Origin of the sequence: Streptomyces tibetensis, from assembly GCF_007655005.1 — a bacterium.
In the GTDB taxonomy this organism is placed as follows: Bacteria; Actinomycetota; Actinomycetes; order Streptomycetales; family Streptomycetaceae; genus Streptomyces; species Streptomyces tibetensis.
In genome coordinates this window covers 58,514-76,782 of the sequence record NZ_SZVW01000014.1, presented here as the reverse complement: position 1 = coordinate 76,782, position 18,269 = coordinate 58,514, and the positions used below count along the sequence as shown (strand labels likewise).

The following is an 18,269-nucleotide window of genomic DNA, read 5'->3' as shown; positions in this document are numbered from 1 at the left end:
TCTATGAGAGGCCCCTTAATTCATGGAAAGAGACGGCCTGCGCCGGGACGTCGGGCTGATCGGGCTCATGTGGGCCTCGGTCGGCTCCATCATCGGCTCGGGCTGGTTGTACGGCGCCGAGAAGGCCGTCGTGGCGGCCGGCCCCGCGGCGATCCTGTCCTGGCTCATCGGTGCCGTGGCGATCGTGCTGCTGGCTCTGGTGCACGCGGAACTCGGCGGCATGTTCCCGGTCGCCGGCGGCACCGCCCGTTATCCGCACTACGCGTTCGGCGGACTGGCCGGCATGTCCTTCGGCTGGTTCGCCTGGCTCCAGGCCGCGACGGTGGCACCGATCGAGGTCGAGGCCATGATCGGCTACGCCGGACACTGGCACTGGGCGCAGGGCTTCCAGCACGCGAAGGACGGGACGCTGACGACGAGCGGCTTCGTCGTCGCGGTCGTCCTGATGGCCGTGTTCGTCGTCGTCAACTTCCTCGGGGTGCGGATCCTGGCGCACACCAACAGCGCCGCCACCTGGTGGAAGGTGGCCGTGCCGCTGGCCGCGATCTTCATCATCGCGGCAGGCAACTTCCACCCGGGCAACTTCACCGAGCACGGCTTCGCACCGTTCGGCGCCCACGGTGTGCTGAGCGCCGTCAGTTCCAGCGGCATCATCTTCGCCCTGCTGGGCTTCGAGCAGGCGATCCAGCTGGCGGGCGAGAGCCGCGACCCGCAGCGGGACCTGCCGCGCGCGACGATCGGTTCCGTCGCCATCGGAGCGGCCATCTACGTCCTGCTCCAGGTCGTCTTCATCGCCGCCCTGCCGCTGGGCTCCTTCGCACACGGCTGGACCAAGCTCGACTACCCCGGCATCAGCGGCCCGTGGGCGGGGCTCGCGACCCTGCTGGGCCTCGGCTGGCTGAGCGTGGTGCTGTACCTGGACGCGGTGGTCTCCCCGGGCGGCACCGGCCTGATCTACACGACGGCCACGTCCCGGGTGTCCTACGGACTGGCCCGCAACGGCTACGCGCCGAAGCTGTTCGTCCGCACCGACGCGCGCGGCGTGCCCTGGTTCGGGCTGATCGTGTCCTTCGTGACGGGCGTGGTCTGTTTCCTGCCGTTCCCGAGCTGGCAGCAGCTGGTCGGCTTCATCACCTCGGCGAGCGTGCTGATGTACGCGGGTGCCCCGTTGGCCTACGGCGTCTTCGCGGACCGGCTGCCGCACCGGGAACGCCCCTACCGCCTGCCCGGCGGGAAGGTCCTCTCGCCCCTGTCGTTCGTGGTGGCCAACCTCATCATCTACTGGTCCACCTGGGACACCCTGTGGCGGCTCGGCGTGGCCATCGTCCTCGGCTACGTCCTGCTCGGCGGCTACGCCTGGTATGCCACGAGCAAGGGCCTGCCCGACGCGCCCCGGCTCGACTGGAAGGCCGCCCAGTGGCTGCCCGCCTACCTGCTGGGCATGGGCGTCATCTCCTGGCAGGGCGGTTTCGGCGGCCAGGGGCACCTCGCGCTGTGGTGGGACATGCTGGTCATCGCGGTGTTCTCGCTGGCGATCTACTACTGGGCCCGGTCCTCGGCCTCCCTGTCCGGGGAGATCGAGCGGAGCATCGAGGAGGTGGCCGTCACGGAGGTGCCGGTCCACTGAGACCGGACTCCATAATGTGCGCATGACCCACGCCTCTCCGCCCGCCGACTCCGGCGCCCCGCAACGTTTCCCAGTCGTTGTCGTGGGCGCCGGTCCGGCAGGTCTGACGGTCGGCAACATCCTGCGGGCCGCTTCCGTCGACTGTCTCGTGCTGGAGACGCAGACCCGCGAGTTCATCGAACAGCGGCCCCGCGCAGGGGTCATAGAGGAATGGGCCGTACGGGCCCTGGAGAAGCGGGGCCTCGCCCGGAACCTCTTGGACCGCGCGGACCTGCACACCGCTTGCGAGTTCCGCTTCGACGGGGAGCGCTACCGGTTCCCTTACGGCGAGCTGACGAGCAGTCATCACTTCGTCTATCCGCAGCCGTTGCTGGTGACGGACCTGGTGCGCGAGTACGCCGACGTCCGCGGCGGTGATATCCGCTTCGGCGTCCGGGACGTGGCGCTGCACGATGTGGACAGCGACCGGCCGTCGGTGTCGTACACCTGCCCCGAGACGGGTGAACTCCGGGTGGTGCACTGCGACTTCGTCGCCGGGTGCGACGGGGCACGCGGAGCGACCCGGGCCTCGCTGCCACCCGAGCGGGTCCGGATCGCGCGGCACGACTACGGCATCGGCTGGCTCGCCCTGCTCGCCGAGGCGCCGCCGTCCGCCGACTGCGTGCTGTTCGGCTGCCACCCGCGCGGGTTCGCGGGCCAGATGCCGCGCAGCCCGGAGGTGACCCGCTACTACCTCCAGTGCCCGCCGGGCGACGACCCGGACAACTGGCCGCAGGACCGCGTGTGGTCGGAGCTCCAGCAGCGGCTCGGAGCGGCCGGCGTGCCCCCGCTGACCGAGGGGCGGCTGATCGAGAAGCGCGTGCTGGACATGCACGACTACGTGGTCGAGCCGATGGTGCACGGCCGGCTCCACCTCGCCGGTGACGCGGCCCATCTGGTCGCCCCCATCGCCGCCAAGGGCATGAACCTCGCCCTGCATGACGCATTCCTGCTGGGCGACGCCCTGGTCGCCCGGCTGACCACGGGTGACGAGAGCGGTCTGGCCGGCTACGAGCAGGCGTGCCTGCGGCGTGTGTGGGACTACCAGGAGTTCTCGCAGTGGCTGTCCGAGGTGTTTCACGGCACGGCGGCGGACGACCCGTTCCGCGCGGGCACCGCGCTCGCCCGGCTGCGCCGTCTGTTCACCTCCCCCACCGCGGCGGCGGCCTTCGCCGAGCAGTACCTCGGGACGGCGGCGCGTTACTGAGCGGGCCCGTACTCGTCGGGACGGCGGCGCTACCGAGCCAGCCGTGCACATCGGGACGGCGACGCGCTACCGAGCCAACCGTGCGCATCGGGACGGCGGCGTTACCGAGCGAGCCCTGATCAGTCGTGCAGGGGGTGGTCGCTGAGCCGGTGGTCGGCCACGTTCAATGCCTCGTCGACGAGCCGGCGCAGATGACCGTCGCGCAGTGAGTAGATGACCCGGCGGCCCTCCTTGCGCGTGTTCACCAGACCCGCCAGGCGCAGTCGCGCCAGGTGCTGGCTGACGGCCGGCCTGGCCGCCCCGCACACCCCCGTGAGTGTCGTGACGTCGGCCTCTCCCCCGGTCAGCGCGTGCAGCAGGGCGAGCCGGGTCCGGTCCCCCAGCAGGGCGAGGACTTCCGCGGCAAGAGCGAACTGCTCCTCGCCCGGGCTGCGCGGATGCGCATCGTGCGCAGATGACAGGTGCATGCGTGCGCTCATACGCACATAATGGCGGCACGGCACGGGTACGTCCACTCCCGCGCGCACCGGAAGGGGATCCACGTGAGCGAACGGCACGAGCACACCCACCGTCATGACCACCCTCACGACCACCCCCATGACCACGCTCATGGGCCCTCGCACGGGCGCGACCATGGAAACGCCCACGGCCACCGGCACTCCCTGCGTCACCGGATGGCCCACGTCCTCGCCCCGCACTCCCACGAGACCGCCGACAAGGTCGACTCCGCCCTGGAGTCCTCGGCGCGCGGGATGCGGGCGCTGTGGGTCTCGCTCGCCGTGCTCGGCGTGACGGCGCTGGTCCAGGCGGCCGTCGTGGCCGTCTCGGGGTCGGTGGCACTGCTCGGGGACACGGTGCACAACACCGCGGACGCGCTGACCGCCGTCCCGCTCGGCATCGCCTTCGTGCTGGGACGGCGCGCGGCCACACGACGTTTCACCTACGGCTACGGACGCGCCGAGGACCTGGCCGGGCTCGTGATCGTGCTGACGATCGCGGCGTCCGCGGTCTTCGCGGGCTGGACGGCCATCGACCGGCTGCTGGACCCGCGCCCGGTCGAGCACCTCCCGGCGGTCGCCCTGGCCGCTGTCGCCGGCTTCGCCGGAAACGAGTGGGTGGCCCGCTACCGCATCCGCGTCGGCCGCTCCATCGGCTCGGCCGCGCTGGTCGCCGACGGTCTGCACGCCCGCACCGACGGCTTCACGTCGCTGGCCGTGTTGCTGGGCGCCGGCGGTTCGGCCCTCGGGTGGCAGCCGGCCGATCCGATCGTCGGGCTGGCGATCACGGCGGCGATCGTCCTGGTGCTGCGGGACGCGGCCCGGGAGGTGTTCCGCCGGGTGATGGACGCCGTCGACCCGGCCCTGGTGGACCGGGCCGAGCGGGCCCTGACCGAGGTGCCCGGGGTGCGCGGGGTGGGTGAACTGCGGCTGCGCTGGATCGGCCACCGGCTGCGCGCCGAGGTGGCGGTCGTGGTGGACGGCGGGGTGACGGTGCGCGAGGCCCACCGCATCGCCGTGGACGCCGAGCACGCGCTGCTGCACGCCGTACCGCGTCTGACCGCGGCCCTGGTGCACGCGGACCCGGAGCCGGCCCCGGGCGAGAGCGACCCCCATCTCCCGCTGGCCCACCACATGGCGGCGTAGGTCAGCGGCTGTGTCACCGGCTCAGGTCACGGGTGGCACCGAGACGGCCATGACCATCTCCATGGGGGCGTCGCCCGTGTTGCCGTAGGTGTGCGGGACGTTCGCCTCGAAGTGGACGCTGGCGCCCGCGGGCACGCGGTGCTCGACGCCGTCGACGGTGAGGGTCAGTTCGCCCGCCGTGACGTGGAGCAGTTCGGTCGTGCCGGCGGGGTGCGGGTCCGACGGGCTGCTCTCGCCGGGCATGAGCCGCCAGTCCCACATCTCCAGCGGCCCGGGGGCCTCGGTGCCCGCGAGGAGCCGGTTGTAGCTGCCGGCGTCGGTGTGCCACAGCCGTACGGCCTGCTCGGCCGGGACGATGCGGACGTTCGGGCCCTGCTCGTAGTCGAGCAGGGTGGTGATGCTGACGCCGAGCGCGTCGCCGATCTTGACGACGGTGCCGAGGCTGGGGTTGGTGCGGGCCTGCTCGATCTGGATGAGCATGCCGCGGCTGACGCCGGCCCGGGCGGCGAGCACGTCCAGGGTGAAGCCGCGCACCGCGCGCCAATGCTTGACGCTCCGCGCCAGGGACTGGGTCAGCAGGTCGAGGTCCGACACGTTCCGTCCAATATTCTGTATGGCATAGTGCAGCGGACTGCACTACGGTGTGGTTGACCTGATCGTTCACTGCACTGTACTGCGAGGTATCCGTCCCATGACAGCGCTCTTCGCCCTGGCCACCAGCCTGTTGTGGGGGCTGGCCGACTTCGGCGGCGGTCTGCTGACCCGCCGCACGCCCGCCCTCACGGTGGTGGTGGTCTCGCAGTCGATCGCGGTGGTGGTGCTCGGCGCGGTCGTGGTGGCGACCGGCGGCTGGAGCGAGGCGGGGCCGCAGCTGTGGTTCGCCGTGGCGGCCGGGCTGGTCGGGCCGGTGGCGATGCTCGCCTTCTACAAGGCCCTCGCGCTCGGCCCGATGGGCGTGGTCTCACCGCTGGGCTCCATCGGTGTGGCGGTGCCGGTCGGGGTCGGCCTGGTGCTGGGCGAGCGCCCCGGCCTGCTGCAGTTGGTCGGCATCCTGGTGGCCGTCGCCGGTGTGTGCCTGGCCGGCGGTCCGCAGTTGCGTGGCGCCCCGGTCCAGCGCCAGGCCATCGCCCTGACCCTGCTCGCGGCGTTCGGCTTCGGCGCGGTGATGGCTCTGATCGCCGAGGCGTCGACGACGCTGACCGGCCTGTTCCTCGCCCTGTTCGTGCAGCGGGTGACGAACGTCGCCGCGGGCGGCCTCGCACTGCATGTCTCGGTGCGGCGCGGATCGCCCGCGCTCCCGGCGGACGGCTTCCCCTGGCGCTCCCTTCCCGCCCTCGCCTTCGTCGGCCTCGCGGACGTCGCCGCGAACGGCACGTACTCGATCGCCGCGCAGCACGGCCCGGTGACGGTTGCCGCCGTGCTGGCCTCTCTGTACCCGGTGGTGACGGCCGTGGCGGCGCGGGGCGTCCTGCGGGAACGGCTGCGGGCGGTACAGGCAGCGGGAGCCGGGCTCGCCCTGGTCGGGACGGTACTGCTCGCGTCGGGCTGAGCCCGGCGGTTCAGGAACCCGGCTCCAGCTTCGCGAGACCGGCCGCCGTCTCCTCGTCCAGTTCGGCCAGCCGGGCCGCCGTCTCCTCGTCCAGGTCCGCCAGCGCGCGGAGCTGCTCGGGGGTGACACCCTCCGGTATCGGCACCGGCGCGGGGGTGCGCAGCGGCGGCTGCCAGCCGTCGGCCGGGGTCCAGCGGCGTACCACGCGGGCGGGGGCGCCCGCCACCACGGCGTGATCGGGCACAGTGCCCCGCACGACCGCTCCCGCGGCCACCACCACGTTCCGCCCGATCCGCGCGCCCGGAAGGATCACCGCCCCGGTGCCGATCCAGCAGCCGGGCCCGATCTCGACCGGTTCCATGCGCGGCCACTGCTTGCCGATCGGCTCGTGCGGATCGTCGTAGGAGTGGTTCGTGGAGGTGACGTAGACGTACGGGCCGAAGTAGCAGTCGCTGCCGATCGTGACCGTCGTGTCCGCGATGACGTGGCTGCCGCGGCCCAGGACGACCCCGTCGCCGATGCGCAGGATCGGGTCGGGGCCGAGGTCGAGGTCGGGCATCAGGCCCGCGGTGAGGGTGACCTGCTCGCCGACGATGCAGTGGGAGCCGAGGTGGATCCAGGGTTCGCCGAAAACCGTGCCGAGCGGGAAGGCAAGTCTGGTACTCGTTCCCATCGCGCCGAAGCGGTAGCGGCCGGGGTGCTCCGCGGTGACGGAGCCCGTGCGCTGCAGCCAGGCCCAGCCCGTGTGGACGGCGCGCTGCGCGAGGCCCCGCCGCCAGGATGAGAACGTGTTCTTGCGCTTCGGCACGACCTCACGGTACTCAGCGGTAGCTCCGGCCGCGGCGTCGGAGGCCTGTGATCTTCGCCCCACCGGGTGGCGTACGGTTTGCGCGTTGTCTACGACGTTCCTGGAGGCGGACATGGCGCAGCGGGCGATGATCACGGGGATCGGCGGCAGGGAGCCGGAGATCCATGAGACGGCGTTCGTGGCGCCCACGGCGTCGGTGATCGGGGGCGTGACGCTGGGCCCGGGGGCGAGCGTCTGGTACGGAGCCGTGGTGCGCGGCGACGTCGAGGCGATCTCCGTCGGGGCGAGCAGCAACGTCCAGGACAACTGCACCCTCCACGCCGATCCGGGGTTTCCCGTGAGCGTGGGTGAGCGGGTGAGCATCGGGCACAACGCGGTGGTGCACGGGGCGACGGTCGAGGACGACTGTCTGATCGGCATGGGGGCGACGGTCCTGAACGGCGCCGTGATCGGGGCCGGTTCGCTGGTCGCGGCGCAGGCGCTGGTGCCACAGGGCATGGTCGTGCCCCCCGGGTCACTGGTGGCGGGGGTCCCCGCGAAGGTCCGGCGGGAGCTGTCGGAGGAGGAGCGGCAGGGCGTCACCCTCAACGGCACGATGTACGCCGAGTTGGCGAAGGCGCATCGGGATGTGCATGCATAGGTTGTGGGCGGCTGCAGCGCCGTGAGGGCTGGTCGCGCTCCCGCGCGGCGGAGCCGCACATCGATACAGCCGCGCGCCCCTAGGCCGCCGGCTCCCCGGTCGCTTCCAGGTTCTGGCCCGCCTTCTTCGCCCTGCGCTTGATCACCAGCATGGACGTGAGGCCCACCAGGACCGCCGCCACCAGGCCCAGCCACGAGAAGCGCTTCAGCCAGGACTCCGCGACGATGCCGACGTAGTAGATGACAGCCGTCGTGCCGCCCGCCCAGACGATGCCGCCGAGGACGTTGGCGATGAGAAACTTCCAGTACGGCATGCGCAGCACACCGGCGAGGGGGCCCGCGAAGATGCGGAGCAGGGCGACGAAGCGTCCGAAGAAGACGGCCCACATGCCCCACTTCTCGAAGGAGCGCTCGGCGGTGGCGATGTGGCCTTCGCTGAAGTGCTTGGGGAACTTGCCGCCCAGCCAGGCCAGCAGGGGCCGCCCGCCCTTGCGGCCGATGGCGTAGCCGATCGAGTCGCCGATGATCGCGCCGGCCGTGGCGCTGGCGCCCAGGACGACGGGGTCGATCTCGCCGTTCTGGGACGCGAGCAGCGCCGAGGAGACGAGAATGATTTCGCCCGGCAGCGGGATGCCCAGGCTTTCCAGGCCGATGACCAGCCCGACCAGCGCGTATACGGCGACCGCGGGTACGGTTTCGAGCCACTCCTGGACGTGCAACGCCGGTTCCTTTCGCTGAGCTTCCCTGCGTGCCCAGGGAAGCCTACCGGCTTGTAGGACGTCCCTCGGGGCTCAGGCGTTCCAGCTCCACTCGGCGACCTCGGGCAGGTCGGTGCCGTGCTCACGGATCCAGGCGTGGTGGCGGGTGCGCGCGTCGGCCATCCGCTGGCGCACGGCCGTGGCGCGGACCGCGAGGCCGGGGACGCGGTCGATGACGTCCATGACCAGGCGGTAGCGGTCGAGGTCGTTGCGGACGACCATGTCGAACGGCGTGGTCGTGGTGCCGGCCTCCTTGTAGCCGCGCACGTGCAGGTGCTGGTGACCGGTGCGGCGGTAGGCGAGCCGGTGGATCAGCCACGGGTAGCCGTGGTAGGCGAAGATCACCGGCTTGTCGGTGGTGAACAGCCCGTCGTACTCGAAGTCGCTCATGCCGTGCGGGTGTTCGCCCTGAGGCAGCAGCCGGGCGAGATCGACGACGTTGACGACCCGGACGGTCAGCTCGGGCAGGTACCGGCGGAGCAGGTGGGCGGCGGCCAGGGTCTCCTGGGTGGGGACGTCACCGGCGCAGGCCAGGACGACATCGGGCTCGGCGCCGTCCTCGGTGCCCGCCCACTCCCAGATGCCGGCGCCCCGGGCGCAGTGCACCCGGGCCTCGTCCATCGACAGCCAGTCGAAGCAGGGCTGCTTCCCGGCGACGATCACGTTCACATAGTCGCGGCTGCGCAGGGCGTGGTCCGCGACGGAGAGCAGGGTGTTGGCGTCCGGCGGGAGGTAGACGCGGACGACCTCGGGGCTCTTGTTGAGGACGTGGTCGACGAAGCCGGGGTCCTGGTGGGAGAAGCCGTTGTGGTCCTGCCGCCACACATGGGAGGTCAGCAGGTAGTTGAGGGAGGCGATGGGGGCCCGCCAGGGCAGCCTGCCGGAGGTGCGCAGCCACTTGATGTGCTGGTTGACCATGGAGTCGACGATGTGCACGAACGCCTCGTAGCAGGAGAAGAGCCCGTGCCGGCCGGTGAGCAGGTAGCCCTCCAGCCAGCCCTGGCATAGGTGTTCGGAGAGCACCTCCATCACCCGTCCGTGCCGGTCGAGGTGCTCGTCCACGGGCAGGGTCCCGGCCTGCCAGGCCTTGCCGCTGGCGGCGTAGACGGCCTGGAGCCGGTTGGAGGCGGTCTCGTCCGGGCCGACCAGGCGGAAGTCGCGGCGGTCGGCGGTGTCGCGCGTGATCCGGGCGAGGAGGTCGCCGAGGACCCGGGTCGGCTCGTGCATGGTCGTGCCGGGCTTGTCGACGGGCACGGCGAAGTCGTCCAGGGACGGGATGGGCAGGTCACGGACGAGCAGGCCGCCGTTGGCGTACGGGGTGGCGCCGAGACGCCCGGTGCCCTCGGGGACGCAGGCGAGGACGTCCGCGACCGGGCGGCCCTCCGCGTCGAACAGCTCCTCGGGCCGGTACGAGCGCAGCCAGGACTCCAGCTGCCGCAGGTGCTCCGGGTTGTCGCGGACACCGGACAGCGGCACCTGGTGGGCGCGCCAGGTGCCCTCGACCGGCTCACCGTCGACCTCGGCCGGGCCGGTCCAGCCCTTGGGAGTGCGCAGCACGATCACCGGCCAGCGCGGGCGCCCGGTCGCACCCTGCTCGCGGGCGGCGTGCTGTGCGGCGGCGATGCGGTCGAGCGCGGTGTCCATGGCCTCGGCCATGGCGCGGTGGACGATGGCCGGATCGTCGCCGATGACGTGGATCGGCTCGTGGCCGTAGCCGCGCAGCAGCGCGTCGAGCTCCTCCTCGGGGATGCGGGACAGCACGGTCGGGTTGGCGATCTTGTAGCCGTTGAGGTGCAGGATCGGCAGGACGGCACCGTCGTGGACGGGGTCGAGGAACTTGTTGGCGTGCCAGGACCCTGCCAGCGGCCCTGTCTCCGCCTCGCCGTCGCCGATCACGCAGGCCACGAGCAGGTCCGGGTTGTCGAGGGCGGCGCCGTAGGCGTGGGCGAGGGAGTAGCCGAGCTCGCCGCCCTCGTGGATCGAGCCGGGCACCTCCGGGGCGACATGGCTGGGCACGCCGCCGGGGAAGGAGAACTGCCGCATCAGCAGCTCCATGCCCTGCGCGTCCCGGGACACGTCCGGGTACTTCTCGCTGTAGCTGCCCTCCAGCCAGGAGTTGGCGAGAACCGACGGCCCGCCGTGGCCCGGGCCCCAGACGCACAGGGCGTCGAGCCCCCGGTTCTTGATCACCCGGTTGAGATGCGTGTGGACGAGGTTCAGCCCGGGTGAGGTGCCCCAGTGGCCGAGCAGCCGCGGCTTGATGTGCTCGGGCCGCAACGGCTCGGTGAGCAGGGGGTTCGCCAGCAGGTAGATCTGACCGGCCGCCAGGTAGTTGGCGGCCCGCCAGTGGGCGTCCAGCGTACGCAGTTCCTCGTCGGTCGGCGCGGTCCTGCTGTCGGTCCTGCTGTCCTGGCGCGGGGCCTCGGGCATGGATGACTCCCTGGGTTCTGCGGGCGGACTCAGGAGGAGTACCAGTTTGTTCCGGTTCGATGCCAGGCGCCTGTCGACCATCCGGCACCCCCTGCGGGTTGACGGGCATCCGCCCTGCGGGTTCGGCCGCGGCCGAACCCGCAGGGACGGCGACGATCCCTGCTCGGACGCCCCCAGGCGGGGTCCCGTACCGCTCCTACGGCAAGCGCGCCGCGGAGTGCAGCGTCGTCACGGCGTCGGCCACGGTGGCCGGCGTGCGTCCGAGGACGCCGGAGCCGGCCTGCGGCGCGGACCCACCGGCCCCATCAGCCCCGGCCCCGTCTGCCCCGCCGCCCCCTGAATCGGCCTTCCCGCAGCAGTCCACCTGCGCGAACCGCGTCTCGTACCGCTCCTGCGGCGGTTCCCCGGACTGGGTGCGCGGCGGTTCGGGCCGGTGCCCGGGCGGGGCGTTGTCGTACGGCCGCTGCTCGCGCTCCGGGCGGCTCTCCCGCGGAGCCTCCTGCGCCCGCTTCTCCCGGGACTCCCCTGGCCCGCGGGGGACTGCGGCCGGTTCCAGTGTCCACCGCTGCGCCCCGGATCCGTCACGGTCGGTGACGATCACGTTCCGGCCTTTCCCGGGAGCGAGGGCCAGACCCTTGCCGCCGCGCGGCAGGATCTCACCGCGCACGGTCAGGTCGTAGCGGACGACTCCCGCGTGCACGAGGCACCCGGCCAGGGCGACCGTGCCCTTGCCGGTGTCGGAGCCGAGGCACAGGGTGGGGTCGGCTGCGCTGCGCAGGACGCCGTCGTCCTGGTAGGACCACTGCTGGGACCCACCCGCGGAGCAGGCGGTCAGCACGATGCGGGCGTCGGCCAGGGCGCGTCCACCCAGGACGTCGACGCAGAGGCCCTCGTCGAGGTTGCGCAGCCGTCCCCGGGCCACTTCGGCGACGTTGCCGGCGGAGGCGGCCGACGGCGAAGCGGCGGCCGAGGGCGCGACGGAGTCCGGTCCGACGGACGAGGGCCCCGCACCGTCCGGATCGACGGAGTGGCCGCTGACCGCGCCCCAGGTGGCCTGCGGGTCGGCGGTACCGCCCTCCTCGGTCCAGCCCCGGGCGGCGAGCAGGGTCGCGAGCAGCACGAGGGAGGTCACCCCGACCGCGGCGGCCAGCGCCTTCGCGTGCCTCCTCGGCGCCCCGGGCCGACCGGCCGCAGGCAGGGCACGGGGCCGCAGGCGGTGGCGTCCGCCGGAGGCCAGGGCGCCCTGGCCCGCGACGCGGCCCGGCCGTGATTCCAGGTAGCGGCGGGCGCCCCAGCCGAGCACCGTCTCGGTGAGCAGGTCCTCCAGACCGCCCTCGAAATGACTGAGTTGTTCGGCGGCGTGGCGGCAGTAGCGGCATGCCATGAGATGCCGCTGCACATCGGGAAGCAGCGCCCCGCCGCGACGCATGGGAACGTCCAGCAGACGGTTGTAGTAGCGGCATTCCTGCGTCGGCGCGAGTTCCCGGTGGGCGCGTACGCACCCCGACCTGAATTGCTCGCGCGCCTGCTCCAGAGCGGCCGACGCGGTGCCGGCGTCCACTCCCAGCAGACCGGCCGGTACGGATATGGGTTCGGCCTCGACGTCCGTGTGCCAGAGAAGGCATTGAGAAGCCCCCGGAAGGCTACGGAAAGCGCGCTCCGCGAGACGCCGCCTTTCGGGTGTCCCGGGGCGGGCGGCGCGCAGGCCGCGGGCGCCGACGGCTTTGCGGAGTTCCGGCAGTACTTCGGAAATTCCGTCGTCGGCGGCCCACTGTCCGACCGTCTCCCGGACGGCGGTGAGCAGCCGTGGACGCAGGGCTCCGCCGCCCGGCCGGGCTAGTTCCCTGCGGAAGGCGGCGGCCGCCGCCATCGACGCGGAGTCCTCGGAGGACGCCAGGCAGATCACGGCGTATTCGTAGACCGCGCGCCAGTGCCGGGCCAGCAACAGCGCGACGGCGCGCGGCCCTTCGGCAGGTTCGCCGACCCGGGCGAGGAGATTGCGGTCGGACTCCGCGGGTCCCGCTCCGGGTCGTGGCGCGTACGGCGGGCGTGGGGGGGTGGGGGATTGCACGGAACCATTTCCTTCCAGCCGCGGAACGGCAGGCGAAATTGCGCGTCCGTCGGAAAGCAGGTGGGTGATTGGTGCATACCTGTGCCGCGTCAGCTGCGGACTCGGCTGTGAGCCGGCTCACTTTCGCACATACGACTGACAGGTAACAAGGAGTTGGATGACCCAAGTTCAAAACGAGAAGAATTCAGATATGTTACCGGCGGTATCCGCACCGGCTTTCGAAATCCCGGGCGCTGAGGGGCGCAAGTTGTGCGCACTCAAGGGCGGTTGCTCCACACAATCTTCAACTTCACAGCGCGCTCCCATGCGGCTCCCGGCGCACGCTCAGCTCTCCGCGTCAGCATGAGCCGCATGATCGCCCCCCACCCTTCCGCCCCCGCCCGCACCGTCCGCAAGGCGGTCGTCCCGGCCGCGGGCCTCGGCACCCGCTTCCTGCCCGCCACGAAGGCGACACCCAAGGAGATGCTGCCGGTCGTCGACAAGCCCGCCATCCAGTACGTCGTCGAGGAGGCGGCAGCGGCGGGACTCGACGACGTCCTGATGGTCACCGGCCGTCACAAGCGGGCCATCGAGGACCATTTCGACCACGCCCTGGAACTGGAGCAGGCCCTCACGGCCAAGGGCGACACCGTGCGGTTGGACGCCGTGCGCGATCCGGCGCGGCTGGCGAGCATCCACCACATCCGCCAGGGCGACCCGCTCGGCCTCGGCCACGCCGTGCTGTGTGCCCGCCGCCATGTCGGCGACCAGCCCTTCGCGGTCCTCCTCGGCGACGACCTGATCGACCCGCGCGAGACGCTGCTGAGCCGGATGCTCGACATCCGCGACCGCAGGCTCGGCAGCGTGGTCGCCCTGATGTAGGTCCCGCCGGAGCAGATCCACCGGTACGGCTGCGCCGCCGTCGAACCGACCGGCGAGGAGGACCTCGTCCGCGTCACGGGCCTGGTCGAGAAGCCGAACCCGCGTCAGGCGCCCAGCCGTTACGCCGTCATCGGCCGCTACGTCCTCGATCCGGCGGTCTTTCCCGTCCTGGAGCGCACCCCGCCGGGCCGGGGCGGCGAGATCCAGCTGACCGACGCCCTGCAGGAGATGGCCGCGGACGGCACGGTGCACGGAGTGGTCTTCAGGGGCCTGCGCCACGACACCGGCGACAAGGCCGACTATCTGCGCACGGTGGTCAGGATGGCCTGCGCACGACCCGACCTGGGGCCGGAGTTCGTGGCGTGGCTCCGGGTCTTCCTCGGGGAGCTCGACGGCGCGCTCCCAGGGCAGCGGGACGCGGCGGCCTGACCCGCGAGGCCCCGGCACCCGGCCCGCTCCCCGCCGGGGCGCCTCAGCCGGTGCCGAGGACCGGGTCGACGCGGAACCTGCTGCCGGATCAGCCGTTGGGCCGCAGGGTCCACACGACGGTCATCTCGCCGGTCACGGCACCGTCGGCCCGCTGGATGGCGATGGCCACCGGGAACTCGGGGCGCTCCCCGGCATCCAGCTGCGCCACGACCTCGGCGGCCGGGCGGCCCAGGGTGGCCGTGGCCGTGACGGCGCCCATCGCCAGCTTCTTGTAGGAGATCTCGGCGCTGACGGCGAGCGGCACAGCGCGCGAGAGCTGGTCGCCGAACGCGGCCAGCACGATCGCCCCGCTCGCGGACTCGCCGAGCGTGAACATCGCACCGGCGTGCGGGCCGCCCACGTGGTTGTGGTACTCGCCCTGGTCCGGCAGCGACACCACTGCCCGGTCCGGCGAGGTCTCCAGGAACTCGAGGTTCAGGGTCCGGGCCATGGGCACCGTGGCGGCGAGCATCTCGCCGATGGACATCTGGTCTGCGCTCATGCCGGAATGTTACTCACGAGTAGAGACGCCTGGCCAGGGCGGTGTGACGACCGCCGCATCCCTGCGCACGACATCCACACCGGACTGTCTCCGGGTTGCTACGTCTCCGTCCACGGGCGGTGACCGAATCGTGTCCGGGGCGCGGCTAGGGTTGCTGCCCATGTGGCCAGGACAGCAGCCGCCCGGGGGCGAGCAGAACCCGCAAGCGAACAACCCGTACCAGCAGCCGGGATACCAGCAGCCGAATCCCTACCAGCAGCCGGGATACCAGCAGCAGCCCAACCCCTATGGGCAGCAGCCGCAGTGGGGCGCCCCGGGGCCGGCCGGCGCGCCGCAGCCCCCGCAGCAGCCGCAGGGCGGTGGCGGCGGCAGCCGGACGAAGCTGGTCGCGATCATCGCGGCCACCGCGGTGGTCGTGGCGGCCGGTGTCACGGGCTTCCTGGTGCTGGGCGGCGACAAGGACGACACGGCCGACGGCGGCAAGAACGGCAAGGACGACAAGGTCGCGACGAGCCCGTCGGCCGAGGAGCCGAGCGCCTCCGCCTCGGACGACAACCCCCGCGGCGGCGAGGCGGCGCAGCCCACCGTCAAGGGCTGGAAAGTCGTCGTCAACCCCAAGTGGGGCACGGCCTTCGACGTCCCCGCGGACTGGGAGGTGGCCTCCCCCACCTCGTCCGTCTTCTTCGAGGACGAGAAGTCCGACGACGGCAAGCCGCTGATCATCATGTCGGCACCGGCGTTCTACAAGTCCAAGTGGTGCACGAGCGACGACAACAAGGACGGCAGGACCGAGACCGAGTCCCTGGCCGGGGCGGGCACCAAGGGCGCCGACGGCGCCAAGAACACGGACGAGGTCGCGGTCAACCAGGTGGCCTGGTGGGTGTACGGCGGCTATACGCAGCCGGACAAGAAGAGCGTCAAGGCCGACGACAAGGCCAAGCCCTACACGACCGCCTCGGGCGTGAAGGGCAGCGTCGCCTGGGCGCACTCGGAGAACACGCCCGACAAGGGCAAGTGCGCGAGCGACGGCAAGGCGGTCACGTTCGGCTTCAAGAACTCCGCCGGCGACTTCGTCGCGTGGAGTTTCTACGGTGCCAAGGGCGTCAAGGGCGAGGTGCCCGAGAAGACCATCATGAAGATCCTCAGCACGGTCCGCCTGAACGGCGAACCGACCGGCGGCTGACCCGGAGCGACGGAACGGGCCCGCCCCTGCGACAGGGGCGGGCCCGGCTCACCGGAGCATCGCCCGAGGGTCAGCTCCTCATGGACCTGCGGCAGACCCAGCGCCCGCTGATGGCGTCGTCGTCCACGTTGGCAGCTGCGCCCGCTGATGGCGTCGTCGTCCACGTGGCGCCTGCCGATGCAGACCCACGGGTTGCCCGAGGAGTTGGTGCAGTCCCAGTAGGCGTGCACCTTGTTGTTCTTGTAAGAGATCAAGTCAGCGATGCGCCGTCACGCCGCGCAAATGGTTTGGCGGGAGGGGCCCCGGGCGGCGATAGTCTGCCGGTGACGTCCCCCACCGCCTCCTCCCGGATCCCCCGCAGACCCGCTTGGGCGGGCCGCAACTACTCCCTGCTGACCGCGGCCGCGGTCGTCACCGGCCTGGGCAGCCACGGCGCCCTGGTGGCGTCGGCGTTCGCCGTCCTCGAAGCGGGCGGTGACGGCGGTGACGTCGGCCTGGTGGCGGCGGCGCGGACCCTGCCGCTGGTGTTGTTCCTGCTGATCGGCGGCGCCGTGTCGGACCGGCTGCCCCGGCACCATGTGATGGTCGCGGCCAACGTCCTGAACTGCCTCTCGCAGGCCGCCTTCGCCGTGCTCGTGCTGACCGGGGAGCCACGGCTGTGGCACATGATGGTGCTGGCCGCGCTCGGCGGCACCGGTCAGGCCTTCTTCAGCCCGGCCGCCGAGGGCATGCTGATGTCCTCGGTCGACGGTGAGAACGCGGGCCGCGCCTTCGCCATGTTCCGGATGGCGATGCAGGGCGCGGCCCTCGGCGGTGCCGCGCTCGGCGGCGCCATGGTCGCGGCGATCGGGCCCGGCTGGGTGCTCGCGGCGGACGCGGCGGCCTTCGCGCTCGCCGGAGCACTGCGGGCCTTCCTCGACGTCGGCCACATCCCGCCCCGGGCCCCGGGCGGCGGCCTGCTCGCCGATCTGCGGGACGGCTGGCGCGAGTTCGCCGGCCGCCCCTGGCTGTGGGGCATCGTCGTCCAGTTCTCCATCGCCAACGCGGTCGTGGCCGCCGCCGACGCGGTCTACGGCCCGCTCGTCGCCCGCGACCACCTGGGCGGCGCGGGCCCCTGGGGACTCGCCCTGGGCGCCTTCGGTGCGGGCACGGTGGCCGGTGCGCTGCTGATGACCCGCTGGAAACCCCGCCGCCTGCTCCTCGCCGGCACCCTCTGCGTGTTCCCGCTGGCCCTGCCCTCGGCCGCCCTGGCCGTCCCGGTGCCGACCGGTGTCCTGTACGGGGTGATGTTCCTCGCCGGCGCGACGGTGGAGGTGTTCGGCGTCTCCTGGATGACGGCCCTGCACCAGGAGATCCCCGAGCACAAGCTCTCCCGCGTCGCGGCGTACGACTGGTTCGGCTCCGTCGCGCTGGTCCCCCTCGCCACGGCCGCGGCCGGACCGGCGGAGGACGCCTTCGGCCGCACTGCCGCCCTGTGGGGCTGCGCCGGCCTGGTCGTCCTGGTCACGGCGGCCGTGCTGTGCGTGCCGGACGTCCGCGATCTGCGCCGCCGGACCACACCGATCGCCCAGGGCGGCTCGGACGCCGCGTCAGCCGATGCCGAACGCCCCGTCGGGGGGCTCGGGTGACGGCACGGCGTCCGCGTCCCGCACCGCCCGCGCACCCCCGATGAACTCCCGCAGGCCGGTGCCGTGTTCGACCCGGGCCGGGAAGGCGTCGGCGGCGGTGAGTCGGGCCAGCGCGGCGACGTCGATCGGCTGATGCCCGGCGACGAGCACGGCGTTGCCGAACCGCCGCCCCCGCAGCACACCCGGCTCGGCGATCAGCACGAGTTCCTCGAAGGCGGTGGCCAGCGTGGCGAGTTGCGACCGCAAGAAGGCGAAGGGCGCGGCGTCGGGGAGATTGGCGAGGTAGGTCCCGCTCCCCCGCAGCACTCGCGCGGCCTCGCGGACATAGGCGACGGAGGTGAGGTGGGCCGGTACCCGCGACCCGCTGAAGACGTCCGCGAGGAGGACGTCCGCCGAGGCCGCGGGAGCGTTCTCCAGCCAGGCCCGGGCGTCCGCCGCGTGCAGGGCGACGCTCGCGCCTTCCGGCAACGGCAGATGCTCCGCCACCAGCGCCAGCAGCCCCCTGTCGGCCTCTACGACGTCCTGCCGCGACCCCGGCCGGGTCACGGCCACGTACCGCGGCAACGTGAGCCCACCGCCCCCGAGATGCACCACGTCCAGCGCCCGCCCCGGCTCGGCCACGACATCCAGCACATGCCCGAGCCGCCGGGTGTACTCGAACTCCAGATGCGCGGGTTCGTCGAGATCGACGTAGGACTGCGGCGCCCCGTCCACGGTCAGCAGCCAGGCCCGCTCCCGGTCGACGTCGGGCATCAGCTTGGCAAACCCGTGGTCGACGGACCGGGCGACTGGTACAGGCTCATTCACCTTCTCATTGTGCCTGTGCTGCCACGCCCCCTTGAGGGGCGCGGGGCTG

15 protein-coding genes and 1 pseudogene are annotated in these 18,269 nt (G+C 72.2%); 8 read left to right on the top strand and 8 right to left on the bottom strand.

All coding sequences use genetic code 11. The features are described from left to right. Window positions 1–22 precede the first annotated feature (22 nt). Both FDO69_RS23985 and FDO69_RS23980 read left to right on the top strand, forming a co-directional pair. A complete protein-coding gene (locus FDO69_RS23985) occupies window positions 23–1,627 on the top strand; it encodes an APC family permease (protein ID WP_104781919.1) in 1,605 nt (534 codons plus the stop codon). 22 nt (window positions 1,628–1,649) lie between these two features. Continuing rightward, the gene (locus FDO69_RS23980) at window positions 1,650–2,873 is read left to right on the top strand and encodes a 4-hydroxybenzoate 3-monooxygenase (protein ID WP_104781918.1); all 1,224 of its coding nucleotides are present in this window, start codon (window positions 1,650–1,652) and stop codon (window positions 2,871–2,873) included. A 119-nt stretch (window positions 2,874–2,992) separates the two neighbouring features. Here the strand turns inward: FDO69_RS23980 and FDO69_RS23975 are convergent, their stop codons facing one another. Beyond that, the gene (locus FDO69_RS23975; RefSeq protein WP_167526673.1) at window positions 2,993–3,352 is read right to left on the bottom strand and encodes an ArsR/SmtB family transcription factor; all 360 of its coding nucleotides are present in this window, start codon (window positions 3,350–3,352) and stop codon (window positions 2,993–2,995) included. 63 nt (window positions 3,353–3,415) lie between these two features. On the opposite strand from FDO69_RS23975, the gene FDO69_RS23970 reads away from it, so the two are divergent. Beyond that, entirely contained in the window at window positions 3,416–4,516 is a 1,101-nt protein-coding gene (locus tag FDO69_RS23970; protein ID WP_104782082.1) for a cation diffusion facilitator family transporter, read from the top strand. 21 nt (window positions 4,517–4,537) lie between these two features. On the opposite strand, the gene FDO69_RS23965 is transcribed toward FDO69_RS23970, so the two are convergent. Beyond that, complete coding sequence (locus FDO69_RS23965) at window positions 4,538–5,110, bottom strand: XRE family transcriptional regulator (RefSeq protein WP_104781916.1); 573 nt, start codon at window positions 5,108–5,110, stop codon at window positions 4,538–4,540. 97 nt (window positions 5,111–5,207) lie between these two features. Here FDO69_RS23965 and FDO69_RS23960 point away from each other — a divergent pair, with 97 nt between their 5' ends. Next, window positions 5,208–6,065: a DMT family transporter gene (locus FDO69_RS23960; protein ID WP_104781915.1), complete on the top strand. Its 858-nt coding sequence runs from the start codon at window positions 5,208–5,210 to the stop codon at window positions 6,063–6,065. Between the two features lie 10 nt (window positions 6,066–6,075). On the opposite strand, the gene FDO69_RS23955 is transcribed toward FDO69_RS23960, so the two are convergent. Next, window positions 6,076–6,873 carry an acyltransferase gene (locus FDO69_RS23955; protein ID WP_104781914.1) on the bottom strand — a complete coding sequence of 266 codons (798 nt, stop codon included), beginning with the start codon at window positions 6,871–6,873 and terminating at the stop codon, window positions 6,076–6,078. A gap of 112 nt (window positions 6,874–6,985) precedes the next feature. Here FDO69_RS23955 and FDO69_RS23950 point away from each other — a divergent pair, with 112 nt between their 5' ends. Next, window positions 6,986–7,513: a gamma carbonic anhydrase family protein gene (locus tag FDO69_RS23950; RefSeq protein WP_104781913.1), complete on the top strand. Its 528-nt coding sequence runs from the start codon at window positions 6,986–6,988 to the stop codon at window positions 7,511–7,513. Window positions 7,514–7,592: 79 nt separating this feature from the next. On the opposite strand, the gene FDO69_RS23945 is transcribed toward FDO69_RS23950, so the two are convergent. The 3 genes from FDO69_RS23945 to FDO69_RS23935 form a co-directional block, all read right to left on the bottom strand. Beyond that, window positions 7,593–8,231, bottom strand: a complete 639-nt coding sequence (locus FDO69_RS23945; protein ID WP_104781912.1) for a DedA family protein — start codon at window positions 8,229–8,231, stop codon at window positions 7,593–7,595. A 72-nt stretch (window positions 8,232–8,303) separates the two neighbouring features. Next, window positions 8,304–10,700, bottom strand: coding sequence for a phosphoketolase family protein (locus tag FDO69_RS23940; protein WP_104781911.1), 2,397 nt, complete (start codon window positions 10,698–10,700; stop codon window positions 8,304–8,306). A gap of 196 nt (window positions 10,701–10,896) precedes the next feature. Then, the gene (locus FDO69_RS23935) at window positions 10,897–12,771 is read right to left on the bottom strand and encodes an RICIN domain-containing protein (protein ID WP_234388059.1); all 1,875 of its coding nucleotides are present in this window, start codon (window positions 12,769–12,771) and stop codon (window positions 10,897–10,899) included. 342 nt (window positions 12,772–13,113) lie between these two features. Here FDO69_RS23935 and galU point away from each other — a divergent pair. Then, window positions 13,114–14,061 (top strand): annotated as a pseudogene (galU, locus tag FDO69_RS23930) (UTP--glucose-1-phosphate uridylyltransferase GalU). An 88-nt stretch (window positions 14,062–14,149) separates the two neighbouring features. On the opposite strand, the gene FDO69_RS23925 reads toward galU, so the two are convergent. Continuing rightward, window positions 14,150–14,587, bottom strand: coding sequence for a DUF4442 domain-containing protein (locus FDO69_RS23925; protein WP_104781909.1), 438 nt, complete (start codon window positions 14,585–14,587; stop codon window positions 14,150–14,152). Between the two features lie 175 nt (window positions 14,588–14,762). Between FDO69_RS23925 and FDO69_RS23920 the strand changes: the two genes are divergently transcribed. Both FDO69_RS23920 and FDO69_RS23915 read left to right on the top strand, forming a co-directional pair. Then, a complete protein-coding gene (locus FDO69_RS23920) occupies window positions 14,763–15,785 on the top strand; it encodes a DUF8017 domain-containing protein (RefSeq protein ID WP_104781908.1) in 1,023 nt (340 codons plus the stop codon). Between the two features lie 323 nt (window positions 15,786–16,108). Beyond that, window positions 16,109–17,413, top strand: a complete 1,305-nt coding sequence (locus FDO69_RS23915; protein WP_104781907.1) for an MFS transporter — start codon at window positions 16,109–16,111, stop codon at window positions 17,411–17,413. Here FDO69_RS23915 and FDO69_RS23910 read toward each other — a convergent pair. Further along, on the bottom strand, window positions 17,375–18,220 hold the full coding sequence (locus FDO69_RS23910) for a spermidine synthase (protein WP_170320936.1): 846 nt from the start codon (window positions 18,218–18,220) through the stop codon (window positions 17,375–17,377). The two genes, FDO69_RS23915 and FDO69_RS23910, sit on opposite strands and share 39 nt — an antisense overlap. Window positions 18,221–18,269 lie beyond the last annotated feature (49 nt).

Coding starts and splice junctions, on each gene's coding strand:
- FDO69_RS23985 (WP_104781919.1), top strand. CDS start 23: ATGGAAAGAGACGGCCTGCGCCGGGACGTCGGGCTGATCGGGCTCATG.
- FDO69_RS23980 (WP_104781918.1), top strand. CDS start 1,650: ATGACCCACGCCTCTCCGCCCGCCGACTCCGGCGCCCCGCAACGTTTC.
- FDO69_RS23975 (WP_167526673.1), bottom strand. CDS start 3,352: ATGAGCGCACGCATGCACCTGTCATCTGCGCACGATGCGCATCCGCGC.
- FDO69_RS23960 (WP_104781915.1), top strand. CDS start 5,208: ATGACAGCGCTCTTCGCCCTGGCCACCAGCCTGTTGTGGGGGCTGGCC.
- FDO69_RS23950 (WP_104781913.1), top strand. CDS start 6,986: ATGGCGCAGCGGGCGATGATCACGGGGATCGGCGGCAGGGAGCCGGAG.
- FDO69_RS23940 (WP_104781911.1), bottom strand. CDS start 10,700: ATGCCCGAGGCCCCGCGCCAGGACAGCAGGACCGACAGCAGGACCGCG.
- FDO69_RS23925 (WP_104781909.1), bottom strand. CDS start 14,587: ATGTCCATCGGCGAGATGCTCGCCGCCACGGTGCCCATGGCCCGGACC.
- FDO69_RS23920 (WP_104781908.1), top strand. CDS start 14,763: ATGTGGCCAGGACAGCAGCCGCCCGGGGGCGAGCAGAACCCGCAAGCG.